Source organism: Subtercola lobariae (assembly GCF_014640255.1).
Lineage (GTDB): Bacteria > Actinomycetota > Actinomycetes > Actinomycetales > Microbacteriaceae > Subtercola > Subtercola lobariae.
This window is the reverse complement of sequence record NZ_BMGP01000005.1, coordinates 228,995-254,613: the sequence shown is the minus strand read 5'-3', so window position 1 is coordinate 254,613 and position 25,619 is coordinate 228,995. Positions and strand designations below refer to the sequence as shown.

25 protein-coding genes and 2 pseudogenes are annotated in these 25,619 nt (G+C 64.5%); 13 read left to right on the top strand and 14 right to left on the bottom strand.

What is annotated here, in order from left to right; translation table 11 throughout:
* Positions 1-25 precede the first annotated feature (25 nt).
* From IEX24_RS14345 to IEX24_RS14335, 3 genes are all read right to left on the bottom strand, one after another.
* On the bottom strand, positions 26-1,636 hold the full coding sequence (locus IEX24_RS14345) for an AMP-binding protein (protein WP_203586022.1): 1,611 nt from the start codon (positions 1,634-1,636) through the stop codon (positions 26-28).
* A gap of 152 nt (positions 1,637-1,788) precedes the next feature.
* Positions 1,789-2,283 (bottom strand): MarR family winged helix-turn-helix transcriptional regulator, encoded by a 495-nt coding sequence (locus tag IEX24_RS14340; protein ID WP_203586021.1) that lies wholly within the window; start codon positions 2,281-2,283, stop codon positions 1,789-1,791.
* Positions 2,280-3,332, bottom strand: coding sequence for an LLM class flavin-dependent oxidoreductase (locus tag IEX24_RS14335; RefSeq protein ID WP_203586020.1), 1,053 nt, complete (start codon positions 3,330-3,332; stop codon positions 2,280-2,282). Before IEX24_RS14335 ends, IEX24_RS14340 begins: the two co-directional genes overlap by 4 nt.
* Positions 3,333-3,478: 146 nt before the next feature.
* Between IEX24_RS14335 and IEX24_RS14330 the strand changes: the two genes are divergently transcribed.
* Positions 3,479-4,921, top strand: a complete 1,443-nt coding sequence (locus tag IEX24_RS14330; protein ID WP_188679328.1) for an MmgE/PrpD family protein — start codon at positions 3,479-3,481, stop codon at positions 4,919-4,921.
* A 132-nt stretch (positions 4,922-5,053) separates the two neighbouring features.
* Positions 5,054-5,864 (top strand): annotated as a pseudogene (locus IEX24_RS14325) (IS5 family transposase).
* A 348-nt stretch (positions 5,865-6,212) separates the two neighbouring features.
* On the opposite strand, the gene IEX24_RS14320 reads toward IEX24_RS14325, so the two are convergent.
* The 3 genes from IEX24_RS14320 to IEX24_RS14310 all read right to left on the bottom strand — a co-directional run bounded on the left by IEX24_RS14320 (position 6,213) and on the right by IEX24_RS14310 (position 8,828).
* Positions 6,213-6,596 carry a VOC family protein gene (locus tag IEX24_RS14320; protein WP_188679326.1) on the bottom strand — a complete coding sequence of 128 codons (384 nt, stop codon included), beginning with the start codon at positions 6,594-6,596 and terminating at the stop codon, positions 6,213-6,215.
* Positions 6,597-6,927: 331 nt separating this feature from the next.
* On the bottom strand, positions 6,928-7,926 hold the full coding sequence (locus IEX24_RS14315; RefSeq protein ID WP_188679324.1) for an LLM class F420-dependent oxidoreductase: 999 nt from the start codon (positions 7,924-7,926) through the stop codon (positions 6,928-6,930).
* Positions 7,927-8,324: 398 nt separating this feature from the next.
* The gene (locus IEX24_RS14310) at positions 8,325-8,828 is read right to left on the bottom strand and encodes a GNAT family N-acetyltransferase (RefSeq protein WP_188679321.1); all 504 of its coding nucleotides are present in this window, start codon (positions 8,826-8,828) and stop codon (positions 8,325-8,327) included.
* Positions 8,829-9,429: 601 nt separating this feature from the next.
* Here IEX24_RS14310 and IEX24_RS14305 point away from each other — a divergent pair.
* Complete coding sequence (locus IEX24_RS14305) at positions 9,430-9,780, top strand: hypothetical protein (protein ID WP_188679320.1); 351 nt, start codon at positions 9,430-9,432, stop codon at positions 9,778-9,780.
* A 66-nt stretch (positions 9,781-9,846) separates the two neighbouring features.
* Here IEX24_RS14305 and IEX24_RS14300 read toward each other — a convergent pair whose 3' ends face one another.
* Positions 9,847-10,443, bottom strand: a complete 597-nt coding sequence (locus IEX24_RS14300; RefSeq protein WP_188679318.1) for a hypothetical protein — start codon at positions 10,441-10,443, stop codon at positions 9,847-9,849.
* A 147-nt stretch (positions 10,444-10,590) separates the two neighbouring features.
* Here IEX24_RS14300 and IEX24_RS14295 point away from each other — a divergent pair, with 147 nt between their 5' ends.
* From IEX24_RS14295 to IEX24_RS14270, 6 genes are all read left to right on the top strand, one after another.
* Entirely contained in the window at positions 10,591-10,914 is a 324-nt protein-coding gene (locus tag IEX24_RS14295; RefSeq protein ID WP_188679316.1) for a hypothetical protein, read from the top strand.
* Positions 10,915-10,917: 3 nt separating this feature from the next.
* Complete coding sequence (locus tag IEX24_RS14290) at positions 10,918-11,136, top strand: hypothetical protein (protein ID WP_188679314.1); 219 nt, start codon at positions 10,918-10,920, stop codon at positions 11,134-11,136.
* Positions 11,133-12,263, top strand: coding sequence for a peptidoglycan-binding domain-containing protein (locus IEX24_RS14285; RefSeq protein WP_188679312.1), 1,131 nt, complete (start codon positions 11,133-11,135; stop codon positions 12,261-12,263). Before IEX24_RS14290 ends, IEX24_RS14285 begins: the two co-directional genes overlap by 4 nt.
* Positions 12,260-12,913 (top strand): ABC transporter ATP-binding protein, encoded by a 654-nt coding sequence (locus IEX24_RS14280; protein WP_229715351.1) that lies wholly within the window; start codon positions 12,260-12,262, stop codon positions 12,911-12,913. The genes IEX24_RS14285 and IEX24_RS14280 overlap by 4 nt, the downstream gene beginning before the upstream one ends.
* A gap of 1 nt (position 12,914) precedes the next feature.
* The gene (locus IEX24_RS14275; protein WP_188679310.1) at positions 12,915-14,153 is read left to right on the top strand and encodes an FtsX-like permease family protein; all 1,239 of its coding nucleotides are present in this window, start codon (positions 12,915-12,917) and stop codon (positions 14,151-14,153) included.
* A gap of 165 nt (positions 14,154-14,318) precedes the next feature.
* Positions 14,319-15,242: a 3-methyladenine DNA glycosylase gene (locus tag IEX24_RS14270; RefSeq protein WP_188679309.1), complete on the top strand. Its 924-nt coding sequence runs from the start codon at positions 14,319-14,321 to the stop codon at positions 15,240-15,242.
* Between the two features lie 86 nt (positions 15,243-15,328).
* On the opposite strand, the gene IEX24_RS14265 is transcribed toward IEX24_RS14270, so the two are convergent.
* Together IEX24_RS14265 and IEX24_RS14260 are read right to left on the bottom strand one after the other, a co-directional pair.
* Positions 15,329-15,700, bottom strand: coding sequence for an RNA-binding S4 domain-containing protein (locus IEX24_RS14265; RefSeq protein WP_229715347.1), 372 nt, complete (start codon positions 15,698-15,700; stop codon positions 15,329-15,331).
* Between the two features lie 22 nt (positions 15,701-15,722).
* Complete coding sequence (locus tag IEX24_RS14260) at positions 15,723-17,315, bottom strand: coiled-coil domain-containing protein (RefSeq protein WP_188679305.1); 1,593 nt, start codon at positions 17,313-17,315, stop codon at positions 15,723-15,725.
* A 273-nt stretch (positions 17,316-17,588) separates the two neighbouring features.
* On the opposite strand from IEX24_RS14260, the gene IEX24_RS14255 reads away from it, so the two are divergent.
* A complete protein-coding gene (locus IEX24_RS14255) occupies positions 17,589-19,109 on the top strand; it encodes a S1C family serine protease (protein WP_203586018.1) in 1,521 nt (506 codons plus the stop codon).
* Between the two features lie 33 nt (positions 19,110-19,142).
* Here the strand turns inward: IEX24_RS14255 and IEX24_RS14250 are convergent, their stop codons facing one another.
* The 4 genes from IEX24_RS14250 to IEX24_RS14235 are packed head-to-tail and all read right to left on the bottom strand — an operon-like array spanning position 19,143 to position 22,510.
* Positions 19,143-19,877 carry a trimeric intracellular cation channel family protein gene (locus IEX24_RS14250; RefSeq protein ID WP_229715345.1) on the bottom strand — a complete coding sequence of 245 codons (735 nt, stop codon included), beginning with the start codon at positions 19,875-19,877 and terminating at the stop codon, positions 19,143-19,145.
* Positions 19,878-19,897: 20 nt separating this feature from the next.
* Positions 19,898-20,764, bottom strand: coding sequence for an aminodeoxychorismate lyase (locus IEX24_RS14245; protein ID WP_188679301.1), 867 nt, complete (start codon positions 20,762-20,764; stop codon positions 19,898-19,900).
* Between the two features lie 26 nt (positions 20,765-20,790).
* The gene (locus tag IEX24_RS14240; RefSeq protein ID WP_188679299.1) at positions 20,791-21,660 is read right to left on the bottom strand and encodes a DUF3097 domain-containing protein; all 870 of its coding nucleotides are present in this window, start codon (positions 21,658-21,660) and stop codon (positions 20,791-20,793) included.
* A gap of 25 nt (positions 21,661-21,685) precedes the next feature.
* On the bottom strand, positions 21,686-22,510 hold the full coding sequence (locus IEX24_RS14235; RefSeq protein WP_188679297.1) for a DUF1295 domain-containing protein: 825 nt from the start codon (positions 22,508-22,510) through the stop codon (positions 21,686-21,688).
* A gap of 86 nt (positions 22,511-22,596) precedes the next feature.
* Here IEX24_RS14235 and IEX24_RS14230 point away from each other — a divergent pair.
* From IEX24_RS14230 to IEX24_RS14220, 3 genes and pseudogenes are all read left to right on the top strand, one after another.
* Positions 22,597-23,068: pseudogene (locus IEX24_RS14230) on the top strand (FHA domain-containing protein).
* Between the two features lie 98 nt (positions 23,069-23,166).
* Complete coding sequence (gene ftsR, locus IEX24_RS14225; RefSeq protein WP_188679680.1) at positions 23,167-23,850, top strand: transcriptional regulator FtsR; 684 nt, start codon at positions 23,167-23,169, stop codon at positions 23,848-23,850.
* Positions 23,851-24,011: 161 nt separating this feature from the next.
* Complete coding sequence (locus tag IEX24_RS14220; protein ID WP_188679295.1) at positions 24,012-24,557, top strand: MerR family transcriptional regulator; 546 nt, start codon at positions 24,012-24,014, stop codon at positions 24,555-24,557.
* A 174-nt stretch (positions 24,558-24,731) separates the two neighbouring features.
* On the opposite strand, the gene IEX24_RS14215 is transcribed toward IEX24_RS14220, so the two are convergent.
* Positions 24,732-25,553 (bottom strand): ParA family protein, encoded by an 822-nt coding sequence (locus IEX24_RS14215; protein ID WP_188679293.1) that lies wholly within the window; start codon positions 25,551-25,553, stop codon positions 24,732-24,734.
* Positions 25,554-25,619: the final 66 nt, after the last annotated feature.

Genomic DNA, 25,619 nt, shown 5'->3' with positions numbered 1-25,619 from the left:
TGGTCAGAGGTGGCGGGTGGGCTGGTCAGAGGTGACGGGTGGGTTTGAGGCCGGCCGAGAGAGAATCCCACGAGTCTTCGGTGACACCTTCTGCCCGAAGCGTGACCTTCTGAACTTTGCCCGTGGGAGTGCGCGGCAGTGTTTCTGACGCCCGAAAGTAACGCGGCACCATGAAATGCGGCATGACCTGGTCGCAGTGCCGAAACAGAGCCTCGAAGTCGAGTGCCTCGGGGTCTTCGACTTGCACGACGGCAAGCACTTCGTCTTCGCCGAGATCGGAGTGCACGGCGATGGCGGCAGCGTCATGGATGCCCGCAAACAGCATGAGCACGGCTTCGACTTCTTGTGACGAGATGTTCTCGCCTTTGCGGCGCAGGGCGTCTTTCTTACGATCGACGAAGTAGAAGAATCCCTCGTCGTCGACATAGCCGAGGTCGCCCGTGTGAAACCACAGGTCGCCCAAGGTGTTGAGGGTGGCCTGCGGGTCTCGGTGATAGCCCGTGAACATGATGTTCGGCTGCTTCGGGCGGTAGACGATCTCGCCCACAACGCCCGCACCGGCAGACTGCCCCTTCTCGTCGTGAATCTCGATGAGCGATGACGCGGTGGGCTTGCCCATCGAGCCGACCTTGCGGCCCTCAACGGGGCTGTACATGACGTTCTTGATCTCGGTCGCGCCGTAGCCCTCGATGATGCGCACACCAAAACGCGCCTCGAAGCGGTAGAGCACCTCGGGCGGGGCGGGCGCCGCGAAAACCAGCTCGACGCTATGGTCTCTGTCATGTGGAGACTCGGGCTGCGCCAGCAGCATGGGAATGATCGACCCGAGGGCGTTGAACTGCGTCGCGCCCGTCTGCCTGATGTCGTCCCAGAACTTGCTTGCGCTGAAACGAGGGCTGAGACAGATGGTTGCGCCAGCGTAGATGGCATGAACGCAACTCGCGACTGCCGCGGCACCGTGAAAGAGAGGTAGCACGGTGTAGAGGCGGTCGCGCGTCGTCGTTCCCATTGCCACGGCGACCTCGCGGGCCATGACGACCTGCTGCAGCGCTGGCGAGAGCACGCCCTTACTGCGCCCGGTCGTTCCTGAGGTATAGGCGATCACTGCGATGTCAGAGGGCTGAACATCGGGGAGCGGTCTCGTCAGATCTGCGCTCTCAATCGTCGCGGACCAATCGACACTCTGGATGCCCGAGGGCAGCCGGTCGGGAATGCCGTCGATGTAAACGACGCTTCGCACCGCCGCGGGCAGATTCTCGAGGTCGGCGACCGGATCGGCTAATCGGGCTTCGGTGATCAGTGCTTTAGCATCGGAGTGATCGAGTGAGAATGCGAGAAATGCACCCTTGTAAGCGGTGTTGATCGGCACGCTCCGCAGGCCGGCCCGGCTGAGGGCGAAGTGCGCCACGATGTACTCGGGCCGATTCGAGACCAGCAATCCTACCGAATCGCCGGGAGTGAGGCCGAGAGCGAGCAGCGCCGACGCGCAACGCGTCGCCGCATCATTCAGCTCGCCATAGGTCATGACCGAGTCGCCGAAGACGATGGCCTCCTGGTTCGGAGCCGCGCTGGCGCGAGCAGTCAATAGGCCTGACACCGTACCGCCGCCGAGGTCACGCATCTCGTAAGAATTCACCCTGTACCTCCCTGTACAAACGTAAGCATGCTTATGCTAGACAGCATCCTTATATGTTGTCAACCCATGCCTCGTGCAGGGTGGAAAACGGTGAATGCCGGGTACCCGAGGGCCCGGCATTCAGTGCGTAACTGCGAAACGTTGGAAGCTCGTCAGCGTTCTTTCAGTTCGGTCTCTACCGTCAGGGCGCACAACCGCAGCAGCGAGTCGAGCTGATCGACCTGTTCGGGGCTCAGCACTCCGGTTATCGTCTGATTGATCTTGTTCACCTCAGTGTTCATCGCGGCGAGCGATGTGTGCCCACGGTCGGTGAGACTCAGCGAGAGTGCGCGCTCGCTTTCTGGCCGGGGGAGCCGCTGAACCAGCCCGCGGCGTTCGAGTTCGCTGACGATTCGTGTCATGGTCTGCGGCTTCACGAAGCAGCGGCGGGCGAGCTGCGCGAGGGTGAGTTCTGGGCGATTCGCCATCACGCGAAGCGCGGTATAACTCGAGAGCGTCATGTTCCAGGGCTGCAGGCGCTGGCTGCCGATGGCGAACACGGCGCGCTGCAGGCGCGCTACGGCGTCGACCACATAGGTGGCGGGCTCCATGTCGGAGTCTGCGGGGGCCGGCGACGCGTCGCCGGTCGGGGATGTTGCTGTACTCACACCCTTACAGTAGGCGATTGTCGGGCGAGAGCGCGTTTCACCTCAGTGACGAAACCCTCGAGCCGGGCATCCCATGCGCCGTGCGCCCCCGTGGTGAAGAGAAACGCGTCGACGCCGAGTGCGCGGTACTTCTTGAGGGCCTCGATGACACGATCGGGCGTGCCGACGAGGGCCGCAGAGTTGGCGAAGCCGCCCAGCAGGGTGACGAGCCTGGTCCAGAAGATGTCGTCGTGCACTTCCTCTTGAGCGAAGGCCAGCTGGCGTTCGCGGCCCACTGACGCGTCTGTTTTCGATGATCGCATGAACGTATTGCTGCCCTGAGCATCGAGGATGGCACGCTCCGCCTTGTGCGCCGCCTCCCACGCAGCCTCGTCGGTCTCGCCCAGAAAGAGCCTCAGGCTGAGCGAGAACTGCGGCGACCGACCGTAACCAGCGGCGGCCGCTTTAACGCGTTCGATGCGTTCGCGGGTACCGGCCAGCGGTTCGCCCCAGAGCATGTACAGGTCGGCGTGCCGGGCACCGAAGTCGATAGCCGCATCACTGTCGCCGCCCATGTAGATAGGTATCTGCGAATTCACTGGCCGAATGAGCTGCTTAACCCGGTCTTCGGTGTAGAACCGGCCGTGGTGATCGAAGGATTCGGGGTTCGACCAGGTCTCGCGCACGACGTCGAGATACTCGATTGCTCGCTCGTATCGGTCGGCCTTCTCGGTGTAATCGCCCTCTCGATGAATATCGGTCTCTGACCCCCCGATGACGAGATTGATGGCCAAACGACCGCCCGAAACCACGTCGAGTGTGGAGAAATAACGGGCCGCTGCGGCAGGGTCCATGACCCCCGGCCGGTGTGCCAGTATGACGCCGAGCCGCTTGGTCATGGCGAGCATGTGCGGAGCGTAGGCGTGGTTGTGCGGCCAAATGGCCGAGTACCCGAGCAGCACGCGATCGATCGCCGCCGACGACTCGAGCTCACGGGTTCGTTCGTTCAGTGGGTCGGCGGTCGTTTCGTTCGGTGCCATCGGAAGGGTGAGGGTGAAGATCTGAACCACGATGTCTCCTCGGTTAGTTTGATATAAGCATGCTTACGATAGATCAGCGTGCTTATACTTGTCAACACGCGAGCGCGCCCGCTCGATGTTCAGCCAGAGCTGATGTTCAGCCAGAGCTGATGTTCAGCCGAAAAAGGAAGGTTGCCATGACGTCACCGTCGACGACCGGCTCCGCTACTGCACACCTCGACCCCACTGCATCCCCACCCTCGTTGACGCGGCAGATGGCGCAGCGCCTGCACCGGATCGCCAATGATGACCTGCCCGATGATGTCAGGCACAAGGCATCCATGTGCCTGCTCGACTACCTTTCGGCCGTCATCGGTGGTCTCGAAGCTCCGTGGGCCCCCTCGATCGTGTCATACGTCGGCAGCCGCGGCAGCGGCGGCGTGGCCCATCAATGGGGCCTGACCCGCCCGGTTGCAGTCGAAGATGCGGCATTCGGCAACGGAGCGCTCGCCCACAGCCTCATTCGTGACGATATGCACCTGATGAGCGCAAGCCACATCGGTGTGCTCGTGTTGCCCGCCGTTCTCGCCCTCGCCCAGCGAGACGGTTACTCGGGCGACGCGGTGGTTCGGGCGATCGTCGGCGGCTACGACGCAGCCACGACACTCGGCACGTCGGTAGTTCTCGGCGGAGGCAGTTCGCACTTTCGCCCGTCGGGCGTCAATGGCGCATTCGGTGCCGCTGCCGCCGCCATCACGGCTGTCGATCTTGACGAAGATCAGGCGGTCAGCGCCCTGTCATTCGCCGCGAATGCCGCGGCGGGCTTCAACGAATGGCCGTGGGCCGGCGGCGGAGAAATCAACACGCACGCAGGCAACGCGGCGCGCGGCGGCATCGCGGCGTTCGATCTCGCGCGCGCCGGACTCACCGCCTCCGAGTCGATTCTGGAGGGACGAGACGGCATGTTCGCCGCCTACGGCGCGGTTCGCGGTGAAGTGTTATATCGTCAGCTGATCGATCGGCCGTTCGGTATCGGCGAGGTGCGATTCAAGCCGAACCCTGGTTGTAACCTCACCCAGACTCCGATCGCTGCAGCTCTCGTCGTCGCGAGCGACCTTGTAGACCGAGCCGACGACATCGAAGAAGTCGTCATCACGACGTTCGCTGAGGCGAAGGCCTACCCAGGGTGCGACAACCTCGGCCCCTTCGAACGCGTTCAGACCTCGAAGATGAGCCTGCAATACGGGGTTGCGTCTGCGCTGGTCTTCGGCCGAGTCGACGAAGAGACCTACCGGAACATGGCCGATCCGAGGCTTGCTCGAGTGATTAGCCGCACCCGCATCGAAATCAACGAGGAGTACGGCAAGGCCCTGCGCCTCGGCCAGCAGCCGGCAACAGTGACGGTTCGTCTGTTGGGCGGAGAAGAATTGTCGTCATCATTGCCCGACGTTCCGTGGCTCGACGATGACGGCGTTCGCGCGCGTTTCCGTGGCGTCGCTTCTCGGGTGCTGCAAGCCGACGCTGTTGAGCGCATCGAGACACTCGTCGCAGATTTGTGGCTGCGAGACGATTGTTCAGAACTCTTCGAGCTATTCGCCTCGGCTGACTACCTGGGAGAGGCGGCACCAGCGAGAGGGTGACTTCAGAGGAATGACGCTGTCCGTAATGACGGCTAGAGCGTGTCTGACAAATGATTGACGGTTGGGCTGGGGTGCTGTTGGGATGTCGCGTTTGAGGTGCTCTCGGATGTTCAGTGGTCGTTGATCGAGGAGATGTTGCCTCGTCCCACGGGCGTAAGCGACGGCCGTTCGCGGATGCCAGACTGATGGTCGAAGTGATCGTGTACCGGTATCGGTGTGGGATCGCCTGGCGTGATTTGCCTCTCATGTTCGGGCCGTGGCAGACGGTGTGGACGTGGCATTCCCGGATGGCGTCTGAGGGCACATGGGACCTGGTTCTTGCGAAGCCGACCGCTGTCGCGGAGGCGGTTAGGTTGATCGATTGGTCGTTGTCGGTGGATTCCACGATCGCCCGTGCGCACCAGCACGCAACGAACGTCGCCAGGCTCACAGGGGGATTCATCGAATTACACGAATCTGGGTCTCGAGCCGCCTGATCACGCCGTCGACCGCTCACGGGGCGGGTTATCTACGAAGATTCTCCAACTCGTCGATGGTAACGGGCGAGCATTGGTGCGTCTGCTCAGTCCTGGCCAGGCTGGCGATTCGCCGATGTTTGTGCCCTCGATGCGGCAGCTCCGGGTCGGCAGGACATCCGGACGGCCACGGATGAGGCCGGACGCTGTTCGTGCTGACAAGGCGTACTCATCCAGAGCGATCCGCGCGCATTTGCGGGGCCGCGGCATTACCGCGGTGATCCCTGAACCCGATGACCATAAAGGCCACCTTAAACAGCGAGGATCATAAGGCGGAGACCCGTCGGGTTAGACAAAGAAAGCTACCGCGGCAATGTCATCGAGCGCCGCTTCTGCGATCGAAGCAATGGAGAGGACTCGCGACCCACTAAGACAAACACGCAATAACCTACCGCGCCGCTAGCAGCCTCAACGCCGTCATCACCTGAACTCGCGAATTGTCAGACACGCCCTAAGTGCCGTCAAGGCGCTGGCCGAGGTTCGAACAATCAGCAAGGCACAAATCGTCGCCAGATGCACGAACCGGTAGGCTCGTTGCTGAATTCGAGATAAAGAGAAGGTCCAAAGACGCACGGCGTAAAATTCGCTGATAACGGACCTTACGTCAGCACAACTCGAATGGTTTGCGCCTCCTGGAATTCTCGATTTGGCTAGCTGAGCGAGGGCCGGTGCTGCCTTCAGTGGGTTAGGCAATTCGCCAACCGGAAGTCGAGCTGACAATCGTGGATGGCCCATAAAGGTTCATTTCATGCGGTCGGCCTTGAGCCCCTGGCGGTTCAAAATTCTGCCGCCGCGGTGATGGAGAACGCGTTTCCGTCGGGGTCGGAGAACGCAAACATTGGAGGCACCCAGGGCCACCGAAGAATCTCGTCCACTGCCGCGCCTTGTTGCTGCAGCGTGGTGTGCGCACTGTCGATGTCGTCGGTCGTGAAACGGATGCCGATGGCGCCGCGAACGACACCGGTTAGTGCTGGCTCGAGTGTAACGATCACGCCTTTTTCGCCGGGTTGCAATTCGATCCACCGGCCGCCGTTCGGGGTAGGTTTCTCGTTCAATTTGGTGAAGCCGAGAATATCGACGTAGAAGTGGAGTGCGGCATCCTGATTCTCGACAGGGATGCTCACCGTGCGTACGCCGGTGATGGGGGAGTTCGTGGCCATTTGTTCGGTACCTTCTATTGCCGTCGTCGCTTCGATGTGCCGGTGAGGCATCACATGAACCGTTGTGGACAGTGTTTACATTCTTGCACCCGACAACCAGGTTTCGAATACTTGCCCAGAAAGCACGCAGTTTGTTGCCCGCGCGATCGCGTTCGTCATAGACCAGCCGCGCGACGTAAAGTTCGGCGACATCACCATCCGACCGACCGTGCAGAACTAATCCCCAACCACGGTGTTCAGGCGACCGCCAGCGGGAGGAGTGCGTTCATCCTGGTGCTCACTCTGCGGCCTGCATTTCGCTTCACCGATCTGATGTTGCGGAGCTTTTGGGCTACCTGTTCTTTTCGAGGGCGGGCATGACCTCTTGCTCGAAGAGGTCGATGCCCGAACGGTCGAACGCGGCTTCGGGGAAGTAGTGGATCGCGTATCCAAGACCGGCTGCTTCGCGCGATTTGAGTCGCTCAACAACTTCGTCTGGTGTTCCGACTGCCACCGAGTTTAGATAGCGTCGTATGAAGCGGGCGGCCGTGCCGGGGTCAAGAACCTGCTCGAAGCGTTGCTGGAGGCGAGCGATTCGCGCATCGACGTCTGCACGACTGATTCCAATGATTGTGCTGAACTCCGCGGAACGAGTGATGGTTTCATAGTCTCTTCCGATGGCGTCGCAGTGTGATCTCAGTATTGCGCTCGACACGAGGAACTCGTCGAGATCCTCGGCCCCGAAGTTTGTGAAGTCCGCGAACTCTGCCGCGATACGCAAGGTCACTCTGGGGCCGGCGCCGGCAACCCACAACGATGGTCCGCCGGGCTGGAGGGGTCGTGGTTGCACGATTGCATCGGTTGCCTGGAAATGTTTGCCCTCGAGTGTGACTGCGCCGGTTGTCCATGCTCGGCGAAGTATTTCGACTCCCTCGCGAAGGCGCTCGAGGCGTTCGCCGATCGGCGGAAATCCATAACCGTACGCGCGCCACTCGGTTTCGTACCAGCCGCCGCCAACTCCGACCTCCAGTCGGCCGCCCGAGATGTGGTCGACTGTCGCTGCAATCTTCGCCAAATGAACGGGATTTCGAAAACTGATATTCGTACACATCTGCCCCAGGCGTACCCGTGACGTCGACGCCGCAAGACCCGCCATCAGGCTCCACGCTTCGTGAGTCGCCTCGGTTGTTGGCACTGGCACGGTGTGAAAATGGTCAAACACCCACAGCGATTCCCAGCTGCCGGCATCGACCGTGCGCGCAAAATCGCGAATGCTTGGCCACTGCGCAGTCGGCTCGACATTCAACAAGTCAAGACGCCAACCCTGAGGCACAAAAATTCCGAAACGCATCTTCCGACCCTACGCCGCGACCTCCGAGTTCGGCGGGCCCGGCAGCCAGGCCGCTGAGGCCAGCTCCGCTCCATGGGCAGGAAGTCAACGGTGTGACCAATCTAGGGGTCGGCTAGGGTGTTCGGCCTGAGCTGCAGAGCCAGGAATATGGCGAAGGAAGTTCGGCCGGTTCTTCGTTCACCCGGTTCTGAGACGGACGACGTCGTCACTTTTGTCGATGCTCGGGATCGCCGCCGGCTGATGACAACACCGCTAATGAAATCGCAGCCACAATACGACCGCGATGATCACGATCGTCGGTATCAGTATGACGAAGTATTGGGGATCATCCGGCTGTCGCGCTCGAGCTGCCTGTGATCCTCGGGCAACTGCTGCGCAGGCGATGACGAGGCAAGCAGTTATTCGTCGGCGATCGAGTGCGGGTTTGACAGTTTGTAGAGAATGCCTTCTGCGCCGTTGAACGTAGTGGTATGAAAGCGGTCGCTTCGAGCCATCTCCCGAAACCCGAACCTCTGATGAAGGGCAATGGATGCCAAGTTCTTCGGGCTGATAACGCACCACGCTTCGGCTGCGCGCTGCCAGATCCACTCGAGACGCACGGCGGTCAGTTTGTCAGCGACCCCAATCCTCCGAAAATGCCGCGCGACAGTCACGCCGCCCAAGTAGTGACCCGCGGAGGCCGCACCATCGCTGTAATTCCAGTAATGCGTTTTAGCCCAACCGATGATTGTTCCATTCATAGTGGCCACCACCACCTCCCGCTTCGGGTCGAAAATCGCCCGTTGCAGCGACGATATCGTGGCTGCTGGTCGCGCTGCCTCCGCCTGAACCCGAACAATTTCTGTCACGTCATCGATGGACGCGATGCGAACGCGGCTCGGTACGGAAACGAACGGCCGCATCGCCCTCGGCTGATATTCGGCGAATCCGAGCGATTCTGCTTCGGATGATCGGCAGACGCACAAGTCAGTCCTTCCTTGTTCAGTGAGCGGTTCGACGGGTGGAGTGGCGTGTCGACGCTACGCCGACACGCCACCAAACGAAAGCGGCCACAATGCGCTCGAAGCCCGGCAAAGGAGACGAATTGCGCGCGACCCTAGCTCGAGCAAACGCCGAATCGGCTGACGTACAAAGTTGGCTCATCTGCCTCGCACACGACGACACAGACTCTCTCGTAGGACTCGAATTCTTCGAAAACGACGCGGCCGCCGATCGACACGAAAACGATCGCGGGTCAAGAACAAGCAAGTTTCGATTGCGAAAGGGCCGAATCAGTGTGCTCACCGCTCTCGCGATGACGGCATCGCTGCGATTGACGAGCCGATCGTAGCCGCGCTTCATTGCCATTTAGCCAGGTACTTTGAAATCGCCGACCTCACAAAACCCCACATTTCGCCGCTGATCGATGCCAACGAAACGTGGCAACAAAATGACGATAGCCCCGAGATAACCCCGCGCTCGGCTCATGACCTCACAACGGTCTAAGGGCGGACGACCCCGACGGTGGCCATCTCGCTCGTCGAGGTTCACGTCGCCCTGTCTTCGCCGGCCGCCGTCACGACGATCGCCGGTTGGGCCGCACGGCGTCAGGGAGCCAAGGTTGCAATCGTGGTGCTGATTCTCGGAGTCTTGGGCGCCGTCGCCGTGATTCCACAAGCGTTGTTCTCGACGATGTTCGCGGTCTTCCTCTGCAATCACTTAGGGCTGCTCTGGGTTGTCGTGACCGCAGTCTGGCTCATACTGAGACGGCGCCACTTAACCGCGGGTCTTGCGGAGCGAGCTCTCGCTACGCCGAGACTTCCGCGGCCGAGCGCTCCGCCGATCGCTGTCGCGAAGGTAGACCTGATCAAATGACGCAGTACGCGGGAAATCTGCTAACGGCGCAGGCGCAGGTGTAGGCGGTGGCTCAGGCGAAGGTGCTCAGTGCAGGGTGCCCGGAACCGGTTGAGGGCAGGCGAGGTTGATCGATCGCCAGTCGGCGTCAGACATGGTCTGACTGAGCGTGGCCAGCTCTGACGACGCCATCGCCGACCAGGGTGCGCTGTCGTAGGTGTCGAGAAACTGTTGCAGACTCGGGGGCTCGTCGACCGAGTAACCGTGCTGCTGCAGGCAGGCACGCTCAGCAAGCTCTGCTGCGTAGAGCAGATGCTTCTGATTGTCGTCGACCGGAAACTGTTTCGCGACCTGGGCATTGCACGCCCACGTGTCAGAGAGGTAAAGCTGATACTGCTCCTTCGGAATGGTGTCGCTCGAGGCCTGAATGGCTCCGTCGTCGGTGAGCGTCACCTGCCAGCCGCGTGCCGTGATGCAGCGGTAGAGGGCGTCGACCACGGGTGACTCGCCCGCTACGGCTGGCGTCTGCAGAGCATCCGCTGCCCCAGATTCGGCGGCCGAACCGGGCGAAACGGTGGTACCGGCGCACCCCGCCAGCAGGCCGCAGGCGGCCAGCGCCGCCGCTCGGAGTGTCAGTGCCCGGAGTGAAAATGGGCGGGTCGAGGTGCCGCGAGGTAAGCGCACAAGAATCCTTTCGGTGTGAGATGAAGCCCTGCCGGCGCTGAGTTGTGGTCTAAAAGCTTGAGGCATATAGTGAGGATTCATCACCAACAGAATCGCACTGAAATGGCTTCAGGTCAACGTGATTCTGGGGTGTCGAAAGGATCAACAATGAAGGTCATAACCTCATCGATCGCGGCCGCAGTCGTGGCAGGAGGGCTGGTTCTGGCCAGCGCCATGGGAGCATCGGCGAACTCCGCCAACATCGGCTCGCAGATCTGCGGGTTCGGCGGCCCAGCTGCCGCCTCGACCGCATACGTGAACGCGACCAGCGTGCACTACCACCAGGCGAACGGCGTCGCGTGGGCCAGCCAGACCTTCGGGTCAGGTTTTCACCGCTTCTCCTACGGCAACGGCGTCGTCACCATGCAGATCAGTTACCCCGACGGAACCGAGACCGGCCACGCGTTCTCGTGCGCAAACGGATCGTTCTAGCTGATGCCGTACGGTCCGTTCGAGACTCTCGCCGAAACCCGCGCCGCAGCGCTCTACGAACGGCTGCGCGGCTCTGACGCGCTCGTCTTGGCGTGCGCCGAAGCGGGCGTGCGCCTCGGGCGGTTCGACAAGCGAGTAGTCGAAGAACTGGGCCAGCTCGAGAGCGAAACCGTGTGGGTTCTCGCTTCGATCATTCGGCGGGCGGGAGCCGTCGGGTCGTGACGAAACGACGATGGTGGATGCCCGGCAGCGCTCACGGGCCCACGAAAGCCGCCACCACGACCGCCGCGCTGGCGCTGGTCGTGGTGGCGGCCGTGGCGGGGTGGGCCTTCACGGTCATCCTGTCGCCGGCACCTGGTGTGCCTACGCCCGACGGTTATACGCTCGCCACTTCGGTCGAGGGCGATGTGGGGGCGCATCTCACCCTGAACGTGGCGGCGACGTGGAGTCTCTCGCCCGTGGGCACGAACGAGGCCGCGGGAGTGGTGACCACAGTCGACGCGCAGAGCGGGCAGCTGGTCGATGCGGGCGCGCGGCTGTATTCGGTGAACCAGCAGCCGGTCGTCGCGGCTCAAGGCGCTGTGCCGGCGTATCGCAGCATCTCGGGCGGCGACTCGGGTGCCGATGTGGCTCAGCTGCAGGCGATGCTTACGCAGCTCGGGTTCTACGCGGGGCCTGCCGACGGTACGGCCGGGGCGTCGACTGTTGTCGCGGTGCGCCAGTGGCAGCAGTCAGTGGGGGTGGATGCAACGGGTGAGCTTACCCTCGGCGCGGTGATCTTCGTGCCGACGCTGCCGGCTCGGCTGGTGCTCGATGCGAGCGTGGTTCATCGCGGGGCGACGCTCGCGGGCGGCGAGGCCGTGGTGCAGTGGCTGGGCCAGTCGCCCGTCTTCACGCTGCCGGTCAGCGATACTCAGTCTGCGATGGTCGGCACCGATACTCGGGTGCTGATCGACGACGGGCACGGTGACACCTGGCAGGCGGTGGCGGCGGGCCGCAGCGAGGCGCAGACGGGCACGGTGGTCATCGCGCTGGCGCCGGCCGATGGCGCTGCTAATGCTGATGGGGGCATTTGTGGTGCGCAATGCGAGGTGGTGCCTGTTGACGGGCAGACACTGTTTTCGGCGCGGGTGGTGACCGTCGAGACCGTTCGCGGAGTGGTGGTGCCGACCGCCGCACTGCAGACCGATGCCACGCAACGGGTGGTCGTTGTCGATGGGGCCGGCACCGAGCATCCGGTGCGGGTGACGGCTGAGTCGCAAGGGCTCTCGGTGGTGACGGGCATCGATGCTGGGCTGGCGGTGCGCGTGCCCGCCGATTCGGCCACGGCGCCGGCGAGTGCGCCGTGAGCCGCCACGCTGAGGCGGTGCTCGAGGGTGTGGGGCTCGCGTTCGGCTATGCGCGTGATGCGTTCGTTTTCTCCGAGTGGAGCGAGCGGTTTGTGCCCGGCGAGATCGTCGCTCTCACCGGAGCATCGGGGCGCGGAAAGTCGACGCTGCTCTACGTGCTCGGCCTGATGACCCGGCCGACGGCCGGTGAGGTGCTTCTCGGCGGGCATCCTGTTGGCTCATTGTCTGACCGCGAGCGGGCGTGGCTGCGCGCAACGAGGCTAGGGTTCGTGTTTCAGGATGCCGCACTCGACCCGGCGCGCACCATTCTCGACAACGTGGTGGAGACGAGCCTGTATCGCCGGGCAGACCGCCGGGGGTCGGTGCTTCGCGCTCGGGGGCTGCTCGAGCGTTTCGGCGTGGAGCACCGGGTTCAGTCGCGGCCCGGGCAGATTTCTGGCGGGCAGGCGCAGCGCATTGCGCTCTGCCGTGCGCTGATGAACGATCCGCAGGTATTGCTCGCAGACGAGCCGACAGGCAACCTCGACCAGGCATCTGCTGCCGTCGTGCTCGGGGCATTTCGCGAACGGGCCGAGCAGGGCGCGGCGGTGGTCATCGCCACTCACGATGGCGCGTTGATGGCGCAGTGCGATCGCAGAATCGAGCTCTGAGGTGGCGAGGGCGGATGCGCGCGCGGCGGTGGCCTCGTTTGAGGTGGTGAAAGCGGTGGTGCGCGAAGCCGTGGCGTCGGCGTGCGGCGCACGCGTCGCCTCGATCTTGACCATGACGGTGGTGGCGGTGCTCTGCGCCGTGGTCGTGCTCACCACCGGGCGCTCTGTCGGGGCGCAGAACGCCATCGTGTCGAGCATCAGCAACACGGCGACGCGGTCGATCGTGGTGCGTGCACCCGTGTCGGCGGGGCTCGACACCGGAGTTCTGGCGCGACTGGCGAACGCGTCGGAAATCTCATCAGCGGTGGCCTTCGGCGCAGCTGACGACGTGACGAACGCCGCTTTCGCGGGCGGCACACGCGTCTCGCTGCGCCCCGAATACACCCTCGATCGCCCGACGGGAGCGGCGGCTGCGACTGAGACTGAGACGGCGGCGGCGGGTGCGGCGGCCGCGGCGGCTGCGCCCTCGCCGACCGCGTCTGTGCCCCCTGCGGCCGCGACGGGAGACCGTGCCATCCCGACGGAGCATTCGTTTGTGGAGGCGTCTGCCGCCGCAGCCCGTGCGCTCGGGCTCGCCGACGGGGTCGGAGCGGTGTCGTCAGTGGCATCGGGAGTGAGCGAGGGTGTCGAGGGGCGAATAGCCCTGCCCGACGACCTGCAGTTTCTCGACCCCGTGGTTGTCGCGCCGACCGCGCTCGATCTGGCGGCACCGCAACCCGTCACCGTGCTCGTCGTTGTCGCGTCGTCGAGCGAGCAGGTTCAGGCAGTGGCGGCCCTCGTCACGTCGGTTCTCGGCCTCACCGACCCTGCGAAGGTCACCGTCACGACCAGCGCCCAGCTCACCGCCCTCCGCGATTCGGTGCAGGCGCAGCTCGGGGCCTTCGGTCACTCGCTCACCGCACTCGTCTTCGGCGTCGGAGCGCTCATGGTTGCCGCCATTCTCTCCGGCCTCGTCGTTCTGCGTCGCACAGACTTCGGGCGCCGCCGTGCGCTCGGCGCCTCGCGCTCGCTGATCGTGATGCTGCTCGTCTGCCAGGTCGCCGCCCTCGCTACCGTTGGCTCACTCGCAGGCTGCTTCGCCGCAACCATCGCCCTCATACTCACGGGCGACCCGTTGCCGACCGTCTCGTTTGTGGCCGCCGCCGCTGTTCTGGCGGTGCTCACGGCCGTCGCGGCATCCATCGCGCCAGCCGTCGTCGCCTCGACGCGTGACCCGCTGCGCGAGTTGCGTGTCGCCTGACCACCCCCGCGCGGTGGCACCACTTTGCACCCGTAATCGCGCCGGCTCGCGGATGCCTGAGCGCGCACCCGCGCCCGCGAGCCACTATCGCCTGCAAGTCGACCTGCATTCCGGCCGAAAGCAGCACTCTGCGCGTTCGCAGCCGGGTTGACCTAGGCTCGAAACGTGAACGACACTCGCCTGACCGCCCCCGAGTGGTCTGGTGCCGAAGCTGCCCACCATGAGCGAGCGGATGCCCTGACCGCCGGCTGGCGATCACGCCGTCAAACCGGTGAAACCCACGCGGTCGACGATTTTCTGTTCACCTACTACCCCTACAAACCCTCGATGCTTCGCCGGTGGCATCCCGGAGCCGCGGTCGTACTCGAAGGCGCAGCGACCCACGAACGCGGGCAGTATCGCTGGTATCGAACGGTTTCTGACGTCGACAGCATTGTCGATGCCGCAGCCCTGATCGATGCCCGCGCCTCGATGCTCGGATTCGTCGAACGACTGTTGTCGAGAACGAGCGCTCAGCCGGCGCAGTTCGGCTGCTTCGGGCTGCACGAATGGGCGATGGTCTACAAGGTGGCGGCCGGCGCAGTGCGGCACGAGGCGCTTCCCCTGCGGCTGAGTGCCGACGAGACCGATCGTGTGGTCGAAACGAACCACATCGCCTGCACGCACTTCGACGCGTTTCGATTCTTCACTCCGGATGCCCGGCCGCTCAATACCCTGTCGCCAACCCGTGACACGCAAGAGTTCACCGAGCAGGCGGGCTGCCTGCACGCGGGTATGGATGTCTACAAATGGGCCATCAAGCTCGGCCCGCTGGTGCCGGGCGAGGTTCTGCTCGACTCTTTCGAACTCGCACGCGACATCAGGCAGCTCGACATGCAAGCGTCACCCTACGATGTCTCGTCGTACGGGCTCGCGCCCGTTCGCATCGAAACCCGCGAAGGAAAGTCGGAGTACGCTACCCGCCAGCGCGCCTTCGCCGAGCGTTCGAATGCCTTGCGCAGCCGAGTGCTCGACGCGATCCGGCTCGCTCGGGATGCCGCGGCGGGGCAACAGGCGATGAGCCCCCGAGCGACCGCACTGGCGACCTGAAGCGAACGCAAACGCGAACGCGAACGCAAACGCTCAGCGACCCCCGCTGAGCGTCAGCGATGGCGCGGGGCTAGAGATCGATACACTCAACGACCGCGGAGCTTGTCGACTTCGCGGCGTTCGCGTTTCGTCGGGCGCCCCGCGCCACGATCTCGAGTCGCCACCAGCGCGACGGTCTCGCGGGGTGGTGGCGGGGGAGTGAGGTCGATGAAGCACTCGGCCGCCACCGTGGCACCGACCCGCTTGACGACCAGTCGCTGAACGGTCACGATGCGATCGAACCCGGCACTGCGAATGCGTACCTCATCGCCCAGGTGAAGCGTGGCCGCAGCCTTCACGCGCTCGCCGTTCACCCGAACATGCCCGGCGCGGCATGCGGTCGTGGCAGCCGAGCGCGTCTTGAACAGGCGAACCGCCCAGGCCCAGCTGTCGACGCGGGCGCTGGTCAGCTCGGTCACGCGACCAGCCCGCGTCGTGGCATCACGAGGCCCGCGGAGCCTTGGAGTCGGCAGCGAACTCGTCGAAATCGATCTCGACATCGACGTCGTCGCTCAGCGCTTCGGCGAATTCCTCGTCTGCGGCCGCGCTGTCGCCGACAGCGACGCCGTTCGCGGCGCTCTCGTCGTCGTTGGTAGCAGACGAGGCACCAAGCGTCGGCTCGTCTGCTGACGCTCGGGGCGCGGTTTCGGCATCGGAGCCGAGTTCGGCAGCTAGATCGGCCTCGGCAGCGGCGTCAGCCGCCTCCTCGTCGTCTGTACCCCAGAGCGAATTGAGAATGAGTACCGCGGCATCGTTCGCCCCGATGGCATAGTCGCTCGTCTCTGTCTCGTCGACGAGTTGGGCGGTCGCCACGTCTTCGATTTCGTCGAGGGTGGCCTGCGCCAATTCGAGTCGGGTGGTGAGCTCGAGTTGGGTCTCTTCGATGAAATCGACGAGCCGGGCATCCGGAGCGTTCGTTTCGCTCCACTCGCCCACATCGGCCGTGCTCGCGAGCCCCGCAACGACTTGCTGCAGGCGGCTTCGCCACTCCGAACCCTCGGCGATGGCCCGATCGCGCTGCGCAGTGAGCGCGGCGGCTTCGAGACGCGCGTCTTTCAGTTGCCCCGTGATGGCCCCCGTGGCGGCGACCGCTGCAGCGAGCTCGAGAGCGGCAGCCGCGGCATGTTCGTCGTGCTGCGTGCGCAGTGCATCGACCGATTCGGTGTGCCGCGATTCGGCGGCAGCCCGTTCTGCTTCGTGCTGCGATTCGAGCTCGGCGATGGCCGCCGCGTGCCCCGTTGTCAGGCCTCCGACGGAGTCATCACGCTCAGCTGCCAGGCGGGCCGTCTCGGCCTGGTGTTCGCCGGTCAACCGAGCCGTCTCAGCCTCGCGCTCACTCGTCAGCAGGGCGACGGCGTCAGCGTGTTCGGTGCTGAGTCGTTCGATCTCCGCTTCGTGGGCTGCTCGTTGCGCCTCGGTGTCGGTGGCGAGTTTCGACTGCAATTCGTCGATCTGAGTTGTGTAGGTGGTGTGCAACCCCGACACCTCTGCGGCGAGCCGCTCCGTGAGGGTTGCAATCTCGGCGTCGGCGACTCGCAGCCGTTCGGTCGTGTCGGCGAGGTCGGTTTCGAGCCCCGAAGCGCGCACCTGCAACTCGGCGAGGGTCTGCGACGCCTCTTCGTAGTGGGTCTGCGCGTCGAGACGTGCCTTGTCGCGGGCCTGCCGATCGTCGATCACCAGACCGAGGTGCGAGCGGATGACCTCGAGCGGGTCACTGGCCGCATCGAGCTGCTCGACACTCACAATGGCGGGCGGAACGAAAGCCGGCTTCGCGGTGGAATCGATGAAGTGATGGGTGAAGAGCTCATCGCTCACCGGGCGGTAGATGGCGCGAAACTCAGGCGTGCCGAAGTTCACGGCCCAGTCGATGAGTTTGACGGCGGTGCGGTCACGCCGAGTCAGAACGTACCCCGACGCGGCCGCGGGCGCAGCCGACACCGGCACAGCCCCAGCAGTTTCGATGCTCAGTGCATCTTCGATGTTGGCTACGGCATCGCCGGTATGCACATGTTCTGGTGTGGAGTCGTCAGTCATAATGCTCCTCGTGGCTTCGATAATTCTGCGGGTGCGAGTTGTCGTCTGCCCACTAACCAGACTAACTGCCTGAGCGAATCGATCAAATGGAGGGTGCGAACTTGACGTCTGAACCGCCCTGTGGAGGAGGGGAGCACTGCCGAGCATCCAGCGGCGAATAATGCTCAGCCCGCGTGAAGGCGACTCCCAGATAAACCGAGACCCCTACATAGCCTGTTCATAACTTCTGGGCGTTATCTGGTTTCAGCCCACCACGGGCACCGAGAGGAAGAAATGGAAACCCCACAGCCCGCAGCTGACCAGCCGTCGCCGGTTCAGCCCGTCGCACCGCAGCAGCCTGAGGCCGTTCAGGTCTCATCGACCCCCGCAGAAGCAGCACCGGTACAGCCCGTCGCCGCCTACGCCAGCCAAGCCGAGGCGCCCCAGGCAGCACCCCAGACCGAGGCTCCGCAGGCAGCACCCCAAGCTCAGGCCGCGCCTCAGCCCCAGGCAGCCCCCCAGCACACTCACGCCAACCGCACCTGGCGCCCCCGCAACTTCGTGATTCTCGGCGCTGCTGCGGCCGCCCTTCTGGTGGGAGGCGCCAGTGTCGGCGCCACCCTGGCAACGGGCATCCCCTTCGCGCTCAACGCACTCTCATCGAAGAGCTCCGTCGTCGACAGCGGCACCTCCGGCACTTCAGGTAGCTCCAACGGCGGCACCACGCACGGTCACGGCTTCGGCTCGGGCAGCGGCCAGAGCGGCAGCGGCTCCTCCGGCAGCAACGGATTGGGCTTCGGCAACGGCTCCGACGGTTCTGGCCAGTCGGGCAGCACCGGTGGCGGCTCAGGCTCGAGCACGTCTGCTGCTACAGCGGCTACGGATGCTCAGGCCGTCGGCGTCGTTCTCATCAACACCCAGCTGCAGTACGAGAACGCAGCAGCCGCAGGCACCGGCATCATTCTGACCTCAGACGGCGAGATTCTCACCAACAACCACGTCGTCGAAGGCTCCACGAGCATCAGCGTCACCGTCGCTTCAACGGGCAAGACGTACACGGCAACCGTCGTGGGCACCGACGCCACTGACGATGTGGCCGTCTTGAAGCTCGACGGGGCATCCGGTCTCACCACCGCCAAGGTCGACACCTCAGGCGCACTTGCCGCGAACGACGCCGTCACCGGCGTCGGCAACGCGGGCGGCACCGGTGCGCTCTCGGCTGCTGTCGGCACAGTGGATGCTCTGAACCAATCGGTCACCACCGAGGCCGAGGGCAGTGCCGCAAGCGAAACCCTCAGCGGAATGATTCAGGTCTCGGCCGACATCGAAGCCGGCGACTCGGGCGGCCCGCTGCTCGACTCCGACGGCGAAGTGGTCGGTATCGACACGGCCGCCTCGAGCGGAAGCTCAGACGTGACCGGGTTCGCTATTCCCATCAACACCGCGCTTGGCATCGCCAAGCAGATTCTGAGCGGAACGTCGAGCAGCTCGATCATTCTCGGCTACCCCGCCTTCTTGGGCATCGAGGTCGGCAGCGCTGACTCAGGTCTCGGCGCGCAGGGTGGCGCCACCAGTGGCAGCACGGCGGGCGCTCCCGTTGCCGGCGTCATCGACGGCACCCCGGCCGCTTCGGCGGGCATCGTCGCCGGCGACACCATCACCTCGGTGAACGGCAAGGCAGTGGCTTCGGGCACCGACCTGACGAGCACGCTGCGGTCGTTCAAGCCCGGCGACTCGGTCACCATCGGCTACACCGATGCTTCGGGCGCAGCCCAGACGGCCAAGGTCACGCTGGTTCAGGGCCCCGCGGCGTAACCAACGCAACACCTCGCTCTACCCAGATGGCAGCTACCGAAACGACGGTAGCTGCCATCCGTCGGTAATGGCGAACAACCGAAGCACGAAACAGACGGCAAAGCCGAGCGTCATGGCCCACACCGGCGCGATTCGCAGGCGAGTCGCCAGGTAGACCACCAGTGCTCCCGCCGCCGCAGCCGTCGCATAAAAATCCCCGCTCAGCACCAGCGGAACCCGATTCAGCAGAACGTCGCGCACGACCCCGCCGCCCACCGCGGTCATCGTGCCGAGAATCACCACGACCAGCCCGTTCGATCGGTGTTCGAGCGCCTTCTGCGCCCCGGTCACCGCGAAGAGCCCCAACCCGGCGGCGTCGAAAACCGACAACAGTGCCACCGGAATCTCGCTGAGCTGGCCCGCGAGCAGGCACGTCACCGCGGCCCCGGCCAGCGCCACGACAATGCGCGAGGGTGAGCGAAACGCCGCCGGTGGAACATCGCCGAGCAGCACGTCACGCAGAATTCCGCCGGCCAGCGCCGTGCAGAACCCCACCACCAGCACCCCGAGCACATCGAGCCCGGCGAGCACTCCGGCGGTCGCACCCTCGATAGCGAAGAGCGCGGTCGCGGCATGATCGGCTACCGAATACAGGCGCCGTGCGGCAGTGGATGCCCGGCTCGAGTTCTTCGCGCTGATCTCGCTCGCCGATTCGCCCACGCCGGAGCCGGCCCCGCCCGTACTGGCGTCGCCGCGCCCGCCCGTGCTGCCCGCGGCGCCCCTACCCACGCCGGCGCCCCCGTCACCCATCAGCTCGTGCGCGACGCGAGACCCGAGTTGATCGACTCGGTGAGCTCGGCGTCGATCGAGCGTGGCACACCGTCGACAGACCGAATCGGGGCGGCGTTTCGCACGCTCGAGACCAGCCACGCGGCATCCGCTCGCAGAAGATCGGCCGGCGTCAGCTTCTCGTACGCCGTGCGGTAGCCATTGACCACCGCGATCTCGAAAATGCTCTCTTGGGTGGTGCCGGGGAGAATGCCGAGGTGCGTGTCGGGGGTCACGAACCGGTCGTCGAGCTTCAGCACCACGGTGGCTGTCGGCCCCTCGAGCAGATACCCGTCGGTGCTGACGAAGATCACGTCATCGGCGCCGCGCCGGTGGGCCTCGCGAGCGGCAGCGCGATTGATGGCGTACGAGAGCGTCTTCGCGCCCTGCAGCAGCCAGGGCGAGGTCTCGGCGATGGTGCTGTGATAGCCGCGGTCGAGCAGCACCACGGCGATGCCCTCGGTGCGCTCGGCGCTGAAGTCACCGCTCGGCTGCATGTAGACCCAGCCCGTCGGTTCATCGGTGCCTTCGATTCCGCGAGAGTAGAGCAGCTTGATGAACGATTCGGGTGCGTCGTCGTGAGCATCGATGGCCGCGAATACCGCCTCGCGCCACGCGGCGAGGTGAGGCGCAGGCAACTCGAGCAGCGCGGCCGAACGTTCGAGACGGGTGAGATGGGCATCCAGTGCCTGCGGAATGCCGTCGATCACCGTGATGGTCTCGAAGATGCCGTCGCCGCGGGTGATGCCGAGGTCTAAGGCCGAGGCGACGGGCAGCGCGGGGTCGGCCGCTGTGAAACCGGTCGAGCGTGAAGGGTCGTGCAGAAGGAGCAGAACAGGTGTGGCCATGCTGACCATTATCGACGCGCGGGCGCCTACTCGATGGTCACGAAATCGATGAGTTGCTCCACTCGCCCGAGCAACTCGGGCTCGAGGTCGGTGTAGCTACGCACGCGGCCCAGAATGCGGCGCCAGGCCGCCGCGATGTCGGCCTGCTCGGCGTGCGGCCAGCCGAAGGCTTCGCAGATGCCGTGTTTCCACTCCACCGAACGCGGCACGACGGGCCACGCTGCGATTCCGAGCCGTTCGGGTTTCACGGCCTGCCACACGTCGATATACGGATGCCCGACAATGAGCACCGCGCCCGAGTACTTTCCCTTCATCACCTGCTCAGCGATGCGGCTCTCTTTCGAGCCTGACACCAAGTGGTCGACGAGCACGCCGACGCGCCGTTTCGAGGTGGGAGCGAACTCGCGCAGTACTTCGTCGAGGTGGTCGACGCCCTCGAGGTACTCCACCACGACGCCTTCGGCCCGCAGATCGTCGCCCCACACCTTCTCGACGAGTTCGGCATCGTGGCGGCCCTCGACGAAGATTCTGCTCGGCAGGGCTACCCGGGCACGGGCATCCGGAGCCTTCACCGAGCCCGACGCGGTGCGTTTCACGGGCGGGCGACCCGCGCCGGCCGCCCCGCTCGCGCCCGATGCCCGCCCGCTCGGCACCACCAGAATCACGGGCTTGCCTTCGTGCAAGAACCCGCCGCCGAGCGGAAAAGTGCGCCGTTTGCCGTGCCGGTCTTCGAGCTGAACGGTCTTGCCGTCGACGAACGTCACCGACCCGCAGAAGTCGGTTCCCACGTCTTCGACCACCAGGTCGAGCGTAGCCTCGAGCTTCGCGGGCGGGGTGCGAACCGGTCGGCGATTGAAGTCGGCGAGCACGTCAGAACCGTAGCGATCGAAAGTCACCCCTCCGACGTTACCGGCAGACGCGTCAGGCCGTGCGAGCCGCCGCGCCCCGCCTCGGAAACCAGGGGATGAGCGCCGAGGTTCGCGCCTGGTACAGCTCGTACTCCGGGTACTTCGATTTCGTGATGCTCTCGGTGAACACCGTCGAGCCGATGAAGAGCACGCTGAGCAGCACAGCACCGAGAACAGTCCACTGCAACACCGAGCCTGCGGCGATCGCGCCGAAGAAGAACACCACCCACCACTGGGCCTGCTCGAAGAAGAAGTTCGGGTGCCGAGACACCGAGAAGAGCCCGGTCTGCAAGAACCTCGGGTTCGGTTCGCGGCCGGCGGCAACCTCGGCATTCTTCCAGGCGTGAAAGTTCCACTGCTGCTGGTCGGCCGTGGTCTCGCCCACCAAGAAGGCCAGAAACACCAGCGTCGCAATGACGTCGAGCAGACCGAAGCCGCGCTGCTGATTGTTGTACATCGTCAGCATCGGCAGCGTGATCAGCAGCAGAATGATGTTCTGGTAGACGGTGATGAAGAAGAAGTTGAAGACCTGAAACTGCCAGCCGGGCATCCGTGACCGCAGAATCTGCCAGCGATAGTCTTCGCCGCCGCGCTTGTAGCCGCCCTTGCGTGCGAAATTGAAGGTCAAGCGAATACCCCACAGCGTGATGAGCGCGGCGACAACGTCGAGGCGTGCATCGGCTAGGCCCGCGCTGCCCGCGAAGATCCACGCGTACACCAACGGAATCACCGACCAGATGCGGTCGACCCACGAATGCTCGTTGGTGATGAGCGATGTCACCCAAACGATGAGGCAACTGACGCCGAAAACAATCAAACACCAGCCCAGAGGGTTCATAGAAAAATCGTATCGTGAGAGTTACCCATAAGGCTGGTTTGCGAGCACACCGCATCGGCTACGCTGGAGGCAGTGAGGAGGTCGTTATGTCAGATGAGACCGGTGGTTTGACCGAAAGCGGGCTGCACGCTCGCCCGTTCGACAGCCAGCCCTCAGACGACACCACCCTCAACCTCACCGGCGAATTCGCCGCCCAGCTCGCCGCGCTCGAAGGCGGCGTGTCGAACGAAGAACTCGATGCCATCGCCGCGTTGCCGTCTGGCTCGGCGCTGCTGATCGTGCGGCGCGGCCCCAACGCCGGCGCGCGTTTTCTGCTCGACACCATCACCACCAGCATCGGGCGGCACCCCGACGCAGACATCTTTCTCGACGACGTCACCGTCTCGCGCCGGCAAGACCTTCATCGTGCGTGACCTGCGCTCGCTGAACGGCACCTACTTCGACGGTGTGCGGGTCGACGACGCCCTGCTCAGCGACGGTTCAGAAATTCAGGTCGGCAAGTTTCGGCTCACCTTCTACCCCTCACGTCGCGACGTGGCGGCGAACGCGGAGATCTAGTGGCGGCTTCGTCAGCCCGCGCCTCGAACTCCCAGTCTGCCCCGGTCAGCAACGTTGCTCACGGGCGCGGCTCGTCTGCAGGGCGGGTAGATGCCGCACTGTCGTCAGCGCACCAGAACGCACCCCTGCTGAGCATCGGCCAGGTTCTCTCACTGTTGCAGCCCGAGTTCGCCGACGTCAGCCCGTCGAAACTGCGGTTTCTCGAGGAGCGCGGGCTCATCACCCCCGCCCGCACGCAGTCGGGTTACCGAAAGTTCTCGCAGGGTGACGTCGAGCGGCTGCGCCTCGTACTCGCCATGCAGCGCGACTGCTACCTGCCGTTGAACGTCATCAAGCAGTATCTCTTCGATGTCGACGCGGGTCTGAACCCCGCGATGCCCGGCGGCAGCATCGCTGGCGCGCCGTCGATGCTGAACGGTGCCAGACGCTATTCGCGCGGCGATCTGCTGCGCGAGACCCGAGCGAACGCGGCGCTGCTGAACGACGCCGTGAGTGCGTCGCTCGTGGCCGCCGCCGAGACCTATGGCGAAGACGCCGTCGCCGTGCTGAAGTCGCTCGTCGAGCTGCAGAAGGTGGGAATCGAGCCGCGGCATCTGCGGGGCTTTCGGGCCGCGGCAGACCGCGAGGTGGGGCTCATCGAGAGCGCGCTCGTGCCGGTGGCCCGGCGCAACAGCGTGTCGAGCCGAGCGCAGACCGCTGAGCGGGCCGGCGAGATCGCGGCGCAGCTCGAAGTTGTGCGCACGAGCCTCATTCGGTCGGCGCTCGGCAAGCTCGCACCGTAAAGTAGACAGGCGCGTCGAGAGCAAAACATCGGCGGCTGGTGAGGTATTCGCGACACGCCGGGGGCAGTTAGGCGAATGTCATTGATCGCGGCAACGCACCTCGCTAGCGTGGGCAGAGAAGTGAAATTTCGGCCGTGTGCCGAACCAGAAGGGCAAAACGTATGAATGAGCATGTCCACGACGAGCAAGCTCGTTTCGACCAGGGCTTGCTCTTCACCGACGGGCTACCCGAACTCGATGTCGCTGCCGGGTACCGCGGCGCTGTTGCCGCTCGTGCCGCTGGAATCACTTACCGCCAGCTCGACTACTGGGCTCGCACCGGGCTCGTCGAACCCACCGTTCGAGGTGCCGCCGGCTCTGGTTCACAACGTCTCTACGGCTTTCGTGACATTCTCGTTCTGAAGCTCGTCAAGCGCCTGCTCGACACCGGAATCTCGCTGCAGCAGATTCGCACGGCCATCGATCAGCTGCGTGAATCGGGCGTCACCGATCTGGCTCAGACCACCCTGATGAGCGACGGTGCGAGCGTCTACCTCTGCACCTCGAACGACGAGGTCATCGACCTCGTCAGCCGTGGCCAGGGCGTGTTCGGCATCGCCGTGGGCAAGGTGCTGCGCGAGGTCGAGACGAGCCTCGTCGAACTCGGCACCGACGTCGCAGACCCCCTGGATGAACTCGCCGCCCGCCGCGCGGCCCGCTCCGCCTGAGGCGCTCTGCTTGGGCTCGTGGCTGATTGGGCTCGTGGTTGAGCAGGACTGAGGTCGGAGCTGAGCGGCGATGGCCGCACTACGCGGCTATGTCGGCTGTGCTCCGACCAAACTCCCGCAGAGGCCAGCGGAATTCGCCAGCTGAGTCATCGCGCGGGTCGCCCGGAAAGGGCTTCAGGAAGTGGCTTTAGCGCCCGATTCGGCGTAGTCGCCGAGACGGCCGGTGCGCATCACGCGTTCGAGCAGCAGGTCGAAGTTGCGCGCCATCTCCTGCGCGCCCTCGCCCGGCCAGACGTGCAGCGGCTTGGCCGCTCCCTGCGCCTGCTGGAGCGATGTGCGCTCGGGCAGCTGAGGCGAGAGCACCAGCGGGCCGAACATGTCGCGCAGCTCTTTGATACGAAACTGGTGCTCGAGCGACTGCGAACGAACGCGGTTCACGATGATTCCGAGCGGCTGAAGCCGAGGCGAAAGCCCCCGGCGAATCTCTTCGATGGCCCGCAGTGCGCGGTCGGCGGCAGCCACCGAGAACAGCCCCGGCTCGGTTACCACGGCGACGCGGTCGCTTGCGGCCCATGCCGTGCGGGTCAGCGCATTGAGCGAGGGCGCGCAGTCGATCAAGACCAGGTCGTAGTCGCTCTCGACAGTGGCCAAGGCTTCTTCAAGCTTCCAGATGTCGCGAATGGAGGGGTGCGGCCCGTCGAAGTTCAACGCCGACGGCGACCCGATGAGCACGTCGATTGTGCCGCCGCGGTCTTTGGTCCAGCCAGAGGGAGCGATCGCGGCACGCACGATCTTCTCCTTCGGCGACGCCAGAACATCGGCCACGTTGAGGTGGCCGGCGACGTTGATATCCATTCCGGTCGACACGTCAGACTGGGGGTCGAGGTCGACGACAAGCGTGCGTTGCCCCTTCGCGAAGGCTGCCGAAGCCAAACCGAGGGTCACGGTCGTCTTACCGACACCGCCCTTAAGTGAGCTAACGCTGAGTACATGCACAATCGTCTACGTTACCTTCACTAGGCTGAGAGAACCTAACTGTCGCCTGTATGCCGCATCGATGCC